This is a genomic window from Pseudomonas sp. 8209 (genome assembly GCF_028682105.1).
GTDB classification, from domain to species: Bacteria; Pseudomonadota; Gammaproteobacteria; order Pseudomonadales; family Pseudomonadaceae; genus Aquipseudomonas; species Aquipseudomonas palmensis.
Genome location: NZ_JANIAH010000003.1, coordinates 397,393 through 411,604, shown reverse-complemented (window position 1 = coordinate 411,604; position 14,212 = coordinate 397,393). Strand labels below are relative to the sequence as shown.

At 63.8% G+C, this 14,212-nt stretch carries 11 protein-coding genes and 1 pseudogene; 2 read left to right on the top strand and 10 right to left on the bottom strand.

Annotated features, from left to right (window positions below):
• Positions 1–155: 155 nt before the first annotated feature.
• Positions 156–1,292 (bottom strand): annotated as a pseudogene (locus NP552_RS08615) (branched-chain amino acid ABC transporter substrate-binding protein).
• Between the two features lie 458 nt (positions 1,293–1,750).
• Here NP552_RS08615 and pncB point away from each other — a divergent pair.
• On the top strand, positions 1,751–2,953 hold the full coding sequence (pncB, locus tag NP552_RS08610) for a nicotinate phosphoribosyltransferase (RefSeq protein ID WP_043863515.1): 1,203 nt from the start codon (positions 1,751–1,753) through the stop codon (positions 2,951–2,953).
• 3 nt (positions 2,954–2,956) lie between these two features.
• Positions 2,957–3,784: an ammonia-dependent NAD(+) synthetase gene (gene nadE / locus NP552_RS08605; RefSeq protein WP_043863516.1), complete on the top strand. Its 828-nt coding sequence runs from the start codon at positions 2,957–2,959 to the stop codon at positions 3,782–3,784.
• Between the two features lie 91 nt (positions 3,785–3,875).
• Here the strand turns inward: nadE and azu are convergent, their stop codons facing one another.
• The 9 genes from azu to rpsF all read right to left on the bottom strand — a co-directional run bounded on the left by azu (position 3,876) and on the right by rpsF (position 14,164).
• Positions 3,876–4,322, bottom strand: a complete 447-nt coding sequence (azu, locus tag NP552_RS08600) for an azurin (RefSeq protein ID WP_043863517.1) — start codon at positions 4,320–4,322, stop codon at positions 3,876–3,878.
• Between the two features lie 295 nt (positions 4,323–4,617).
• On the bottom strand, positions 4,618–5,520 hold the full coding sequence (locus NP552_RS08595; protein ID WP_058541585.1) for a transglutaminase family protein: 903 nt from the start codon (positions 5,518–5,520) through the stop codon (positions 4,618–4,620).
• The gene (locus tag NP552_RS08590; RefSeq protein ID WP_274096635.1) at positions 5,520–7,991 is read right to left on the bottom strand and encodes a circularly permuted type 2 ATP-grasp protein; all 2,472 of its coding nucleotides are present in this window, start codon (positions 7,989–7,991) and stop codon (positions 5,520–5,522) included. Before NP552_RS08590 ends, NP552_RS08595 begins: the two co-directional genes overlap by 1 nt.
• A 180-nt stretch (positions 7,992–8,171) precedes the next feature.
• The gene (locus tag NP552_RS08585) at positions 8,172–10,475 is read right to left on the bottom strand and encodes a YgiQ family radical SAM protein (protein ID WP_043863520.1); all 2,304 of its coding nucleotides are present in this window, start codon (positions 10,473–10,475) and stop codon (positions 8,172–8,174) included.
• A gap of 101 nt (positions 10,476–10,576) precedes the next feature.
• Complete coding sequence (gene dnaB / locus NP552_RS08580) at positions 10,577–11,974, bottom strand: replicative DNA helicase (protein ID WP_043863521.1); 1,398 nt, start codon at positions 11,972–11,974, stop codon at positions 10,577–10,579.
• A gap of 110 nt (positions 11,975–12,084) precedes the next feature.
• The gene (gene rplI / locus NP552_RS08575) at positions 12,085–12,531 is read right to left on the bottom strand and encodes a 50S ribosomal protein L9 (RefSeq protein WP_043863522.1); all 447 of its coding nucleotides are present in this window, start codon (positions 12,529–12,531) and stop codon (positions 12,085–12,087) included.
• A 21-nt stretch (positions 12,532–12,552) separates the two neighbouring features.
• The gene (locus NP552_RS08570; protein ID WP_043863523.1) at positions 12,553–13,443 is read right to left on the bottom strand and encodes a hypothetical protein; all 891 of its coding nucleotides are present in this window, start codon (positions 13,441–13,443) and stop codon (positions 12,553–12,555) included.
• Between the two features lie 36 nt (positions 13,444–13,479).
• Complete coding sequence (gene rpsR, locus NP552_RS08565; protein ID WP_003171373.1) at positions 13,480–13,710, bottom strand: 30S ribosomal protein S18; 231 nt, start codon at positions 13,708–13,710, stop codon at positions 13,480–13,482.
• Between the two features lie 28 nt (positions 13,711–13,738).
• Entirely contained in the window at positions 13,739–14,164 is a 426-nt protein-coding gene (gene rpsF, locus NP552_RS08560) for a 30S ribosomal protein S6 (RefSeq protein WP_043863524.1), read from the bottom strand.
• Positions 14,165–14,212: the final 48 nt, after the last annotated feature.

The following is a 14,212-nucleotide window of genomic DNA, read 5'->3' as shown; positions in this document are numbered from 1 at the left end:
TCTCACGTATTTGAGATTGCACAAGCGCCGACCACGTTGCACCGCCGTTGAGGCGGTACAAGCGGCGCCGGGTTGTGCAGATCTACGAGAAAAGACAGGTACGGCAAAAACCGGGGCGCGCCCCGGGCAGCGAGTGCCCGGGGTGCCGGCCGTTGTTATTTTTGTTTTTCCAGTTGGTGATACTTGCCGTCCTTGTCCCACTGGTAGACCACGTAGTCGGACACGGTCAGGTCACCCTTGGCGTCCCACTTCTTCTCGCCCATCACGGTCTGCACCGGGTTGGCCTTGAGCCACTTGGCAGCGTCTTCACCCTTGTTCGACTTGGAACCGTTGAACGCGGCGGCCAGGGCCTGGATCGAGGCGTAGGCGTACAGGGTGTAGCCTTCGGGCTCGGTACCGGCCTTGCGGAACTCGTCCACCACCGCCTTGCTGTCGGGCAGCAGGCGCGGGTCGGCGCCAAAGGTCATGTACACGCCATCGACGTACTGCTTGCCGCCGGCGGTCGACACCAGTTCGTCGGTGACGATGCCGTCGTCGGACATGAACTTGACGTCCTTGAGCCCCTGCTCGCGCAACTGGCGTACCAGCGGGCCGGCTTCGGGGTGCAGGCCGCCGAAGTAGACCACATCGGCACCGGTGGAGCGGATCTTGGTGACCACGGCGCTGAAGTCCTTCTCGCCACGGGTCAGGCCCTAGTACAGCACCGGGGTGACGCCGCGCTTGGTCAACTGCGCCTTGGTGGCGTCGGCCAGGCCCTGGCCATAGGTGTCCTTGTCGTGCAGCACGGCAACCTTCTTGCCCTTGAGCACATCGACGATGTAGTCGCCGGCCACGATGCCCTGCTGATCGTCGCGCCCGCACATGCGGAACATGGCGCTCAGGCCACGTTCGGTGACCTGCGGGTTGGTCGAGCCGGGGGTGATGGCGATGACCCCGGCCTCGTCGTACACCTCCGACGCCGGGATGGTGTTGGACGAGCAGAAGTGCCCGACCACGCCGATGACCTTGTCCTGGTCGACCAGGCGGTTGGCCACGGCCACCGCCTGCTTGGGCTCGCAGGCATCGTCGCCCTTGACCAGCACGATCTTCTCGCCGTTGATGCCGCCCGCGGCATTGATCTTGTCGGTGGCCGCCTGCGCACCTTTCATGTATTGCTCGCCAAACGCCGCGTTGGCACCGGTCATCGGGCCCGCTACACCGATCTTGACGTCGGCCTGTACATACGAAGACACGCCCATCGCCGTGGCAACGGCGAGGGCCAGAAAGCCTTTCTTGTAAAACGTCTGCGACATGAGGTGGTGCTCCTGAGTTTTTTTGGTTGGCACTACAACGTTCAGCAATTGCGATGAGCAAGGGCCGTGCCATTGGATTTTTATTCTGTAAAAACTCGCGATCAGGTTCGGCAGGCGCCGCTTCCGCGCCTTTTCCACGGGCCGTGCAACCTCCTGCCCTGCACCTGGCGCCACCCACGAACCGCTTGAAGCGCAACCCTTGAGTGCCATCATTGCAACCCTGACCTGTGTTTACGTGCAACCAGCCTGTAACAAGATACGTAACCGAACTGCACATCCTTGGTGCGCATCTGCTACAGCGGGCACCATAAGAGGCTAGCTGGCCAATGCGAAAACCGCCGCTACCCATAGCCTGCTACCGAATAACCCCGTCGGCGCCGGCCTCAGCGGCAAAAAGACTGGCACAATGGGCTGCATTGGCGGCCCCGGATGGGCGCACGCCCGACCTGGAGTCCTTTATGAGCGAAAGTGCCTTCGCCAACCGCATCGTGCAGAGCCTGCTCGATACCGATTTCTACAAGCTGACGATGATGCAGGCGGTGCTGCACAACTACCCCAACGTGGATGTGGAGTGGGAGTTCCGCTGCCGCAACGGCGAAGACCTGCGCCCCTATCTGGCGCAGATCCGCGCACAGATCGAGCGCCTCAGCGAGCTGAGCATCAGTGCCGAGCAGTTGGGCTTCCTGGAGCAGATCAGCTTCATGAAGCCGGACTTCCTGCGCTTTCTGGGGCTGTTTCGCTTCAACCTGCGCTACCTGCACCTGGCCATCGAGCACGACGAACTGGTATTGCGCCTGCACGGTCCGTGGCTGCACGTGATCCTGTTCGAGGTGCCGCTGCTGGCGATCATCAGCGAGGTGCGCAACCAGCACCGTTATCCACAGATCAAGCTGGTGGATGCACGCGACCAGCTGTACCGCAAGTTCGACTGGCTGCGCGCCAATGCCAGCAGCGAGGAGCTGGCCGAACTGCAGGTGGCCGACTTCGGCACCCGCCGACGCTTCTCCTACAAGGTCCAGGAACAGGTGGTGAAGGTGCTGACGGCGGAGTTCCCGGCGCGCTTCGTGGGCACCAGCAACGTGCACCTGGCACGCAAACTGGATATCAAACCGCTGGGCACCATGGCCCACGAGTGGATCATGGCCCACCAGCAGCTCGGCCCGCGGCTGATCGACAGCCAGATCGCCGCCCTGGACTGCTGGGTGCGCGAGTACCGCGGGCTGTTGGGAATAGCACTGACCGACTGCATCACCATGGATGCATTCCTCGGCGACTTCGACCTGTACTTCGCCAAGCTCTTCGACGGCCTGCGCCATGACTCCGGCGATCCGGTGCAATGGGCAGAGAAGGCCATCGCGCATTACCGCAAGCTGGGGATCGACCCGATGACCAAGACGCTGGTGTTCTCGGACGGGCTGAACCTGACCAAGACCCTGGAGATATTCCGCGCCTTGCGCGGGCGCATCAATGTCAGCTTCGGCATCGGCACCAACCTCACCTGTGACATTCCCGGGGTGGCGCCGATGAGCATCGTACTTAAAATGACCGACTGCAACGGCCAGCCCGTGGCGAAGATTTCCGATGAAGCGGCCAAGACCCAATGCCGCGACGCCAACTTCGTCGCCTACCTGCGCCACGTATTCAAAGTGCCCAAGGAGTAACCCATGCAAGCCGTCCAGCGAGAGATTGCGCAGCAGCTCAAGGTTCAGCCGCCGTTCGCCGACGCGGCCGCGCTCGAGGCCGAGAAGGCCCGGCGCGTGGCCTTCATCCAGCAATGCCTGAAGAACGCCGGGCTCAAGACCCTGGTGCTGGGCATCAGCGGTGGTGTCGACTCGCTGACCGGCGCCCTGCTCGCCCAGCGCGCGATCAACGAGCTGCGCGAACAGACGGGCGATGTGCATTACCGCTTCATCGCCGTACGCCTGCCGTATCAGGTGCAGCATGACGAGCATGACGCCCAGGCGTGCATCGATTTCATCCAGCCTGACGAATGCCATACGGTGAACATCGCGCCGGCGGTGCAGGCGCTGGCGGCCGAGGTCGAGGCGCTCAGGGACGGCAAGCCGGCGCTGGTGGATTTCGTGGTGGGCAACACCAAGGCGCGCATGCGCATGGTGGCGCAGTACACCATTGCCGGGGCACGTGGCGGGCTGGTGATCGGCACGGATCACGCGGCCGAGGCGGTGATGGGGTTTTTTACCAAGTTCGGTGACGGGGCCTGCGACCTGGCGCCGTTGAGCGGGCTGGTGAAACATCAGGTGCGCGACATCGCACGCAGCTTTGGCGCGCCGGAATCACTGGTGGAGAAGGTGCCGACCGCCGACCTGGAAGACCTGGCGCCGGGCAAGCCGGACGAGGCATCGCATGGGGTGACCTATGCGCAGATCGATGCGTTTCTGCACGGCGAGGCAGTGAGCGAGGAAGCGTTCGAGATCATCAGGCGCACGTACGAGAAGACGCATCACAAGCGCGAGATGCCATTCGCCCCTTGAAACGACTTCGCCGGCAAGGCCGGCTCCTACGGGTATCCACGAAACCCGGTAGGAGCCGGCCTTGCCGGCGAAGAGGCCAGACCAGGCAAGGTTACTTCAGGGTAACAGTGCCTTTCATCATCGAGATGTGGCCAGGGAACGAGCAGAAGAAGCCGTACTTCTCGTCAGCCTTGAGCTTGGAAACATCGAAGGTCACCGAGTCCTTCTCACCAGCACCGATCACCTTGGTGTGGGCGATCACGCGGTCATCACCTTCCTTCAGGTAATCCTTGTCGATACCGGCGCTCAGGCCGTCGGTGGCGATTGGCTGCATGTCAGCTTCTTTGCTGATCACCAGGTTGTGGCCCATGACGTTCTTCGGCAGGTTGCCCGAGTGGGTCAATTCGACGGTGAAAGTCTTGCAGCTCTTGTCGATCTCAATGGCCTTGGTGTTGAAGGACATCTGGTCGGTGGAATCGACCGTGACCTTGCAATCGGCAGCGAAGACCTGGGCACTGGCGAGGGTCAGCAGGGATACCGCAACAGCTTTGGCAAACATCGTGAATCTCCTTGGCAGGGGTTTTTTATCCGTTTCTATACTGCCCCAGAGCGTCCCCCACCGGCCTGATATGAGTCAAGGGGCAGGTTAGGCGCGCTGGTAGTAAATTTTCGCTATGGATTGTATACACAAAATCCGCGGGACCATCATGCGCCATTCAGGGACGATGAGACAACCTCTCAATTAGGAGTACAGGACATGTCCCTTGGTAGTCTGATGCGCAGCCTGCTGGCTGCCTATGCCTGCGGTGCCACTGGCAGCAACGTCGAATTCGCGCGGCCGGAGTGATGGGCCGTCACGCCGGGCCTTCATCCAGCGGCAACACCGTCACCTGCACCTGCGGGTCATGGCTGCCCCCGCCCAGAATCACCCCACGCAGCGGTGACACATCGGAAAAATCCCGGCCCCAGGCCAGGGTGATGTGCTCCAGCGCCGGCAGCAGGTTGTTGGTGGGGTCGAAATCCACCCAGCCGTTGACCGGGCAATACACCGACACCCACGCATGCGAGGCATCGGCCCCGATCAGCCGGGCCTGCCCGGGCGGCGGGCGCGTCAGCAGGTAGCCGCTGACATAGCGCGCCGCCAGCCCGCGCGAGCGCAGGCACGCGAGCATCAGGTGGGCGAAGTCCTGGCACACGCCGCGGCGACGCTGCAGCACCTCAACCAGCGGGGTAGCCACCTGGGTGGCACCGGCATCGAAGGTGAACTGGCTGAAAATCTGCTGCATCAGGGCCTGCACGCACAGCAGCAACGGCTGGCCCGGGGCGAAACACGGCTCGGCAAACACGACGAAACGCTGCTTCAGCCGCACATACGGCGACTCGAAACGAAAGCGGCACGCCTCCAGCGTGGCCGCAGTCAGCGCCTGCCCCGAATACGCCAGCGCCTGGCACACCTGTTCCCACGGCGGCGAGGCAGCCAGCACCGGCGCGGCGCGCGACAGCACGTTCACCTGCACCCGCGTCACCACGCGCAGTTGATCATGCTGGCGCTCCAGCGCCAGCCGGGTCAGCGGGTTGCCGAAGCCGTCGAGCTCGTCGCGCCGCCGGGTCGGCAGCGGGTCGACCTGCAATTGCCGGTCTTCGCACTGCTGCCAGGCACAGGCCCGTGGCCACAAATGCACCAGTTGCTGGGCCAGGGACACCGGGCTGTCATAGCGGTAATGGGTGTCGTGCAGTACCTGGTAGCGCGCGCTCATCAGGCCGACACCGTCTGCTGGCTGATGTCATCGACATGCACGAAGTGGCGCAGCGCCAGTCGCTCGGAGGCCTGCAGGCTGGCCTTGGCGATCTCGCCCAGCAACTCGGCCAGGCCATCGAGCACCGCGCGCACGCTGGCCTTGCCGAACAGCGCGTGCTCCAGGCTGCCCAGGTCGAAGTGGTACAGGCGCTCGGCGAGCAGGGCCAGGGTCGGGTCTGGCGGGCTGCCGAACTCATCGCTGGATCGCTCCAGGGCACGCACCAGCAGCTTGAGCTGGAACAGCACCGCATGGGGGTTCTGCTGGTCGAGCAGGAGCAGGTCCAGCACCGGGATCAACTGCGCCACCGCCAGGTAGCGCGAGCGGTAGGTGATGCTGCTGTTGCCCAGTTCAAGCAGCCATTCCAGGCCTGCCTGGTCGAAGGCGCCGGGGCCGCGCAGAAAACTGGCCAGGCTCAGGCTCAAGCCCTGCAGGCGCTCGATGCGCCGCCCGATCATCAGAAAGCGCCAGCCTTCATCGCGGGTCATGTCGTCCAGGGCAAAGCCGGACAGCGCCGCCAGCGACATCACCAGGCGGTTGAGAAAATCCAGCAGCTCGCCGAAGTCCGCCGTCTGCCCACCCAGCGCCTGGGCTTCGTGCTGCAACTCCACCAGCGCCTGCCAGTTCTCCCGCGAGAGCTTGCCGCGCACCTGGGCGGCGGTCCATTGCAGGCGCTGCAGGTTGGCGCGCAGGCTGAACGCCCAGTCGGCATCGAGCAAGGCGGCGCGCAGGCGCTCGGCCAGGGTGCCCTCGGGGGGCAGCAGCTCAAGCTCTTCGGCCAGGGCCACCGCCGCCTGCCAGGTGGATGGATGTTCGCCATCCAGGTAGCGGCTGAGCAGGATGCGCAGCAGGCGCGCGCTGGTGTCGCAGCGCTCGCAATAGCGGCCGAACCAGAACAGGTTTTCCACGACCCGCGAGGGCAGGTACGGGTCCTGGCGGATCAGATCGGCCACGCCAAGGGTGCGGCTGGCCTGCCACTGTTCGCCGACCGGGGCCGCCTCACCGAGTACCCAGGTGTCCTTGCTGGCCCCGCCGCGCTGCATCGACACCACCTCGGCATCGGCCAGGGCGGCCACCCGGGTCAAGCCGCCGGGCAGCACCCGGTAGCCATCGGCGGTGGCCACCGCATACACCCGCATGCCGATCGGCCGCGACTGCAGCGTGCCCTGCCATACCGGCGCCTGGGACAACTGCGCCAGTTCCTGTGCCACGTAGGCATACGGGCGTGCACGGATGCGCCCGGCCAAGGCATCGCGCGCCGCGTCGTCCAGGTCGCGCCCGAATAGCGCAGCGAAACTCTGCGAGGGGAACGCCGGCTTGATCAGCAGTTCCGGCAGCCTGGCCAGGGCCTGCTCCAGCGCAGGCGGCTCGCCGCACCACCAGGTGGCGATCGACGGCAGGCTCAGGGCCTCGCCGAACAGGTGCTGGTTGATGGCCGGCAGAAAGCCGAGCAGGCCGGGAGATTCGAGCACCCCGCTGCCCAGCGCATTGGCCACCAGCACGCGGCCCTGGCGTACCGCGTCGAGCAGGCCGGGCACGCCGAGGGCCGAGTCGGTACGCAGTTCCAGCGGGTCGCAGAAATCGTCGTCCAGGCGGCGCATGATCGCGTGCACCCGGCGCAGCCCGCCCAGGGTCTTGAGGTAAACCGTGGCATCGCGCACGGTCAGGTCGCTGCCTTCGACCAGTGGGTAACCCAGCTGGCGGGCGAGGAACAGGTGCTCGAAATAGCTTTCGTTGAAGCGCCCCGGGGTCAGCAGCACCACCAGTGGCGGTTCCTGGCCGCTGGGTGCCAGGCGCAGCAGGCTCTGTTGCAGGTTGCGAAAGAAGCCGGCCAGGTGCTGCACGTGCAGGTCGCGGTACAGGTCCGGCAGGGTGCGCGTGACCAGCGTGCGGTTCTCCAGCGCGAAGCCGGCCCCGGAGGGCGCCTGGGTGCGGTCGGCGGTGACCCACCAGCGCCCATCGGGGCCGCGGGCAAGGTCGGCAGCGTACACATGCAGGAAGGTCGAGCCGGGCGGCGTGATGCCCTGGCACGGCCAGAGAAAATTGTTGTGGCCGAACACCAGCTCGGACGGCAGCAGGCCTTCGCCGATCAGGCGCTGCGGGCCATAGATGTCGGCCAGTACCGCGTTGAGCAGGTGCGCGCGCTGGGCGATGCCCGCCGCCAGCGCCTGCCACTCCTGCGCGGGGATCAGCTGCGGCAGCAGGTCCAGCTCCCACGGGCGATCGGTGCCGTCGGGGTCGGCGTAGATGTTGTAGGTGACGCCGTTTTCCTGCAGATGGCGCGCCAGTTGGGCCTGGCGCTGGGCCAGCTGGGTGGGGCCGCTGCGTTGCAGGTGCTGGTGCAGGCGCTGCCAATGCGGGCGCACGCTGCCATCCGCCGCGAACATCTCGTGGTAGGAGGCAGGGCTTGGTGAGGCCAGCGGGTCAGCCATGGGCGTGCTCGGTGACGGCAGGTGATGCAGGGTAGCGTGTGGCGGGGATGGGGAGAAGGATGGATGTGGCCTTGCGGGCCTCATCGCGGGTCAAGCCCGCTCCCACAGGATAGTCAGTGGCCTATGGATCTGCACTGTACCTGTGGGAGCGGGCTTGACCCGCGATGGCCGCGACGCGTATCAGCGTGGCAACACCGGCTCGCGGGTCTTCTTGCCCTTGCCCTTGCCACCCTTGGCGGCGTCCTTGCGTGCCTTGGCCGCTTCCTGGTTACGCGCAAAGGCGGCCGCCTTGGCCTGCTCGCGCTTGTCCCACGGCTTGGCACCGTCGCTGGCACGCGGCGGCAAGCCGGTGTGCTGGGTCAGGATCTTGGTTTCCTTGGCCACCTTGTGGCTGCCCGCCGGCGTCGAGTTCTTGCGCCGCGCACTCTGATAGCTGTCGGTCGCCGGCTGGTGCAGCGGGATCAACTGGTGCTTGGCCGGCCCGATCAGGTCGGCACGCCCCATGCGCTGCAGGGCCTCGCGCAGCATCGGCCAGCCCTTGGGGTCGTGGTACCGCAGGAACGCCTTGTGCAGGCGGCGCTGCTCCTCGCTCTTGACGATGGTCACCGCGTCGCTCTTGTAGGTAACCTTGCGCAACGGGTTCTTGCCCGAGTGGTACATGGCAGTGGCCGAGGCCATCGGCGACGGGTAGAACGCCTGCACCTGGTCGGCGCGAAAGCCATTGCCCTTGAGCCACAGGGCCAGGTTCATCATGTCTTCGTCGGTAGTGCCCGGGTGCGCCGCGATGAAGTACGGGATCAGGTACTGCTCCTTGCCCGCCTCCTTGGAGTACTTCTCGAACATGCGCTTGAAGCGATCGTAGCTGCCGATACCAGGCTTCATCATCTGGTTCAGCGGGCCTTCCTCGGTATGCTCCGGGGCAATCTTGAGGTAGCCGCCCACGTGGTGGGTGACCAGTTCCTTGACGTACTCCGGCGACTCGACTGCCAGGTCGTAGCGCAGGCCCGAGGCGATCAGGATCTTCTTCACCCCCGGCAGGTCACGCGCACTGCGGTACAGCTGGATCAGCGCCGAGTGGTCGGTGTTCAGGTTGGGGCAGATGCCGGGGAACACGCACGACGGCTTGCGGCACGCAGATTCGATTTCCGGGCTCTTGCAGGCAATGCGGTACATGTTGGCGGTCGGCCCGCCCAGGTCGGAGATGACCCCGGTAAAGCCCGGCACCTTGTCGCGGATTTCTTCGATCTCGCGAATGATCGAGTCGTGGGAACGGTTCTGGATGATGCGGCCTTCGTGCTCGGTGATCGAGCAGAAGGTGCAGCCACCGAAGCAGCCACGCATGATGTTCACCGAGAAGCGGATCATGTCGTAGGCCGGGATCTTCTCCTTGCCATACGCCGGGTGCGGGACGCGCGCATAGGGCATGCCGAACACGTAGTCCATCTCTTCGGTGGTCATCGGGATGGGCGGCGGGTTGAACCACACGTCCACCTCGCCGTGCTTCTGCACCAGCGCACGGGCGTTGCCCGGGTTGGTTTCCAGGTGCAGCACGCGGTTGGCGTGGGCGTACAGCACCGCATCGCTGCGCACCTTCTCGTAGGACGGCAGGCGGATCACGGTCTTGTCGCGGGTCATGCGCGGGCTGGCCAGAATCTGCACCACCTTGGCTTCCTGCGGGTCTTCGACCGGGCCCTTCTCCTGCTCGATGGCGCAGGCCTGGGTGTCCTGGGTGTTCACGTACGGGTTGATGATCTTGTCGACCTTGCCCGGCCGGTCGATACGCGTGGAGTCCACTTCGTACCAGCCCTGCGGGGTGTCGCGGCGCACGAAGGCGGTGCCGCGGATGTCGGTGATGTCTTCGATCTTGTGGCCGTAGGACAGGCGCTGGGCGACTTCGACGATCGCGCGTTCGGCGTTGCCGTACAGCAGGATGTCGGCGCAGGCGTCGATCAGGATCGAGTGCCGCACCTTGTCCTGCCAGTAGTCGTAGTGCGCGATGCGGCGCAGCGAGGCCTCGATGCCACCCAGCACGATCGGCACGTGCTTGTAGGCTTCCTTGCAGCGCTGGCTGTAGACCAGGCTGGCACGGTCGGGGCGCTTGCCGGCCAGGCCGCCCGGGGTGTAAGCGTCGTCCGAGCGGATCTTCTTGTCGGCAGTGTAGCGGTTGATCATCGAGTCCATGTTGCCGGCCGCGACACCGAAGAACAGGTTCGGCTCGCCCAGCTTCATGAAGTCGTCTTTGCTCTGCCAGTTCGGCTGGGCAATGATGCCCACCCGGAAGCCCTGGGCTTCGAGCAGCCGGCCGATGATGGCCATGCCGAACGACGGGTGGTCGACGTAGGCGTCACCGGTGACGATGATGATGTCGCAGGAATCCCAGCCGAGCTGATCCATCTCCTCCCTGCTCATCGGCAGGAATGGCGCTGGCCCGAAGCATTCGGCCCAGTACTTGGGATAGTCGAAAAGTGGTTTGGCTGCTTGCATGTCAGTGACCGGTTCTTGGTATCAGGGAAATCGCGGGCGCGGAATATAGCACAAATTTTGACCAATTCCGACGTCAGAAGTCGGAATTGGCCATCGGCACCTTATTCGTCGTCGTCGAAGTTGTAGCTGCCCGGTGCCAGGTTCTCGAAGCGCGTGTACTTGCCGATGAACGCCAGGCGCACGAAGCCGATGGGGCCGTTACGCTGCTTGCCGATGATGATCTCGGCGATGCCCTTGTGCTCGGTCTCGGGGTGGTACACCTCGTCGCGGTACACGAACATGATCACGTCGGCGTCCTGTTCGATCGCACCCGATTCACGCAAGTCGGAGTTCACCGGGCGCTTGTTGGGGCGCTGCTCGAGGGAGCGGTTGAGCTGCGACAGGGCGATGACCGGGCAGTTGAATTCCTTGGCCAGGGCCTTGAGCGAGCGCGAGATCTCGGAAATCTCGTTGGTACGGTTGTCACCGCTGGAGCCCGGGATCTGCATCAGTTGCAGGTAGTCGATCATGATCATGGCGATCTCGCCATGCTCACGCACCAGGCGCCGGGTACGTGCGCGCATTTCCGACGGGCTGATGCCGGCGGTGTCGTCGATGAACAGCTTGCGGTCATTGAGCAGGTTGACCGCCGAAGTCAGGCGCGGCCAGTCGTCGTCGTCCAGCTGGCCGGAACGCACCTTGGTCTGGTCGATGCGCCCCAGCGAGGAGAGCATACGCATGATCAGCGATTCGCCTGGCATCTCCAGGGAGTACACCAGCACCGCCTTGTCACTGCGCAACACGGCGTTCTCCACCAGGTTCATGGCGAAGGTGGTCTTACCCATCGACGGACGGCCGGCCACGATGATCAGGTCGGCCGGTTGCAGGCCGCTGGTCTTCTCGTCCAGGTCGGTGTAGCCGGTGGAGATACCGGTGATGGCGCTGTCGGAGTTGAACAGCGTGTCGATGCGGTCGATGGCCTTGGTCAGCAGTTCGTTGACCCCTACCGGGCCACCGGTCTTGGGCCGCGCTTCGGCGATCTGGAAGATCTGCCGTTCGGCCTCGTCGAGGATCTCGGCGGCGTTGCGGCCCTGGGGGTTGAACGCGCTGTCGGCGATCTCGCTGCTGATGCTGATCAGCTGGCGCAGTGTGGCGCGCTCGCGAATGATCTGCGCATAGGCCTTGATGTTGGCCACCGACGGGGTGTTCTTGGCCAGCTCGCCCAGGTAACCCAGGCCACCGACCTGGGAGCTCAGGCCTTCCTTGTCGAGCTGCTCGTGCAGCGTCACCACGTCGAACGGGGTGTTGAGGTCGGCGAGCTTGTAGATGGCGCGGAAGATCAGGCGATGGTCATGCCGGTAGAAGTCGCCGTCGGAGACTTGATCGAGCACGCGCTCCCAGGCGTTGTTGTCCAGCATCAGGCCACCGAGTACGGCCTGTTCGGCCTCGATGGAATGCGGCGGCACCTTCAGGGCAGCGGTTTGCAGATCATATTGCTCGGGGGCGGTTATCTCGTTCATGGCCACTTGGGAATCAGGGTGTTGAAAAAGACAAAGGGCACGACCTGCAATGCAGGATCGTGCCCGATGTTAACCGGCTGGCACCCAGGGTGCCAGTCGATTGGTCCAGCTTAGGCTGCGACGACAACCACGCGAACGGTGGCTTCTACGTCGCTGTGCAGGTGCACGGCTACGTCGAATTCGCCAACGTTGCGGATGGTGCCGTTCGGCAGACGCACTTCAGACTTGGCCACTTCAACGCCGGAGGCGGTCAGGGCGTCAGCGATGTCGTGGGTGCCGATCGAACCGAACAGCTTGCCTTCGTCACCGGCGGTGGCAGTGATGGTCACTTCCAGCTCGGCCAGTTGGGCAGCGCGGGTTTCAGCCGAAGCTTTCTTGTCAGCAGCCAGTTTTTCCAGCTCGGCGCGACGCTCTTCGAACGCAGCCAGGTTGGCAGCGGTCGCAGCGGTAGCCTTGCCGAATGGCAGCAGGAAGTTACGACCGTAACCGGCCTTAACATTTACCTTGTCGCCCAGGTTGCCCAGGTTGGCGACTTTTTCCAGCAGGATCAGTTCCATTAGGTATAAACCTCTTAACTTTTAACCTTCACCGTTCGCGTCACCGGCATCTTTCGATGCAGAACGACCGCGAAAATCAATCAGGCTGTCGACAATGGCCAGAACCACGAGCAACGGATAAATCAGCTGCATGAACAGCACCAGCGTCACGTACATCCCCACCAGCCAGAACCTGGCCAGGCGCTTCTGCGCGACCAGCCCGTGAATCAGGGCCAGCCCGGCGAACACCAGCGGTACGCTGCACAACGGTGTCAACATCGCCAGTTCGCTGCCGAAATTCGGCGCTATCAGCATGCACACCAGCAGCAACAGCGCCGGTACCAGCGGGAGCCGTATGGCGCGAAACTCGCTGCCAAAGCCTCCCGGGTTGTACAACGCGGCTTGCCAGTAGCGACCCAACATCAGGGCCAGCAGACTGACTGCCTGCAGCAATGCCGCAATCAGGCCGGTAAGCACCGGTGCGATCACGCTCCCCAGGCGGGCCCGCTCTTCTACCGTCAACTGCTGGTAGAGACCGTCGAGCATCTGCGGCAGGGCTTTTTCAAGCACCTGCGCCAGCGCTTCGATCGGTTCGCGGAACACCGAACCCAGGATGACGCCATACACCAGGCCCCAGGCGATGCTGAACAACAGCACCCGGCTCCAGGACTGTCCGGCGCGTAGCAACGCAGCCAGACCGAAGGTTCCCAGCAACACCATCAAGGTGCGCGGTTCACCGAAGAACCACCAGACCAGCGCGGGCAGCAATGCCCAGGCGAGGATCCCGGAGGCGTCCTTGAAACCGCGCCGCAGGAACACCAGGCTCCCGGCGGCGGCACTCAACCAGAACAACAGCGGCAATGCCGCACAACCGACCACTACCAGAGTGGCCTGCACGCGACCGCGCATGATGAAATCAGCTAACGCTCGCATGCACTTTATCCCTTGCTACCTGTCGACGACCCGGTCTCAGCGGCCGTGGCTGTCGGTGTAGGCCAGCAGGGCCAGGAAGCGGGCGCGCTTGATAGCGGTAGCCAGCTGACGCTGATAACGAGCTTTGGTACCGGTGATACGGCTTGGAACGATCTTGCCGGTTTCGGATACATAAGCTTTCAGGGTGTTGAGATCTTTGTAATCGATCTCTTTCACTTCTTCAGCAGTGAAGCGGCAGAATTTACGACGACGGAAGAAACGTGCCATGTAATAGGCTCCTCAAAAGGTCCGTGGATTACTCGTCAGCGTTATCGCTGTTGTCGCTGTTGTCGCTGTCATCGCCTTCGGCGTTGTCAGCGTGCTCAGGACGGTCGCGACGCTCACGGCGCTCACTGCGGTTTTCTTCAGCCTTGAGCATCTCGGACTGGCCGGTAACGGCTTCGTCGCGACGGATGACCAGGTTACGGATCACGGCATCGTTGTAGCGGAAGTTGTCTTCCAGCTCGGCCAGGGCCTTGCCGGTGCACTCAACGTTCAGCATCACGTAGTGAGCCTTGTGAACATTGTTGATTGCGTAGGCCAGTTGACGACGGCCCCAGTCTTCCAGACGGTGGATCTTGCCGCCGTCTTCTTCGATCAGCTTGGTGTAACGCTCAACCATGCCGCCGACTTGCTCGCTCTGGTCAGGGTGGACCAGAAAGATGATTTCGTAATGACGCATGAATGCTCCTTACGGGTTGTAGTCTGCCACCAGGGTGGTCAGACAAGG

Excerpts from the sequence above, each read along its gene's own strand:
- pncB (WP_043863515.1), top strand. The coding sequence starts at position 1,751 with ATGAGCGAAAGTGCCTTCGCCAACCGCATCGTGCAGAGCCTGCTCGAT.
- nadE (WP_043863516.1), top strand. The coding sequence starts at position 2,957 with ATGCAAGCCGTCCAGCGAGAGATTGCGCAGCAGCTCAAGGTTCAGCCG.
- azu (WP_043863517.1), bottom strand. The coding sequence starts at position 4,322 with ATGTTTGCCAAAGCTGTTGCGGTATCCCTGCTGACCCTCGCCAGTGCC.
- NP552_RS08595 (WP_058541585.1), bottom strand. The coding sequence starts at position 5,520 with ATGAGCGCGCGCTACCAGGTACTGCACGACACCCATTACCGCTATGAC.
- NP552_RS08590 (WP_274096635.1), bottom strand. The coding sequence starts at position 7,991 with ATGGCTGACCCGCTGGCCTCACCAAGCCCTGCCTCCTACCACGAGATG.
- NP552_RS08585 (WP_043863520.1), bottom strand. The coding sequence starts at position 10,475 with ATGCAAGCAGCCAAACCACTTTTCGACTATCCCAAGTACTGGGCCGAA.
- dnaB (WP_043863521.1), bottom strand. The coding sequence starts at position 11,974 with ATGAACGAGATAACCGCCCCCGAGCAATATGATCTGCAAACCGCTGCC.
- rplI (WP_043863522.1), bottom strand. The coding sequence starts at position 12,531 with ATGGAACTGATCCTGCTGGAAAAAGTCGCCAACCTGGGCAACCTGGGC.
- NP552_RS08570 (WP_043863523.1), bottom strand. The coding sequence starts at position 13,443 with ATGCGAGCGTTAGCTGATTTCATCATGCGCGGTCGCGTGCAGGCCACT.
- rpsR (WP_003171373.1), bottom strand. The coding sequence starts at position 13,710 with ATGGCACGTTTCTTCCGTCGTCGTAAATTCTGCCGCTTCACTGCTGAA.
- rpsF (WP_043863524.1), bottom strand. The coding sequence starts at position 14,164 with ATGCGTCATTACGAAATCATCTTTCTGGTCCACCCTGACCAGAGCGAG.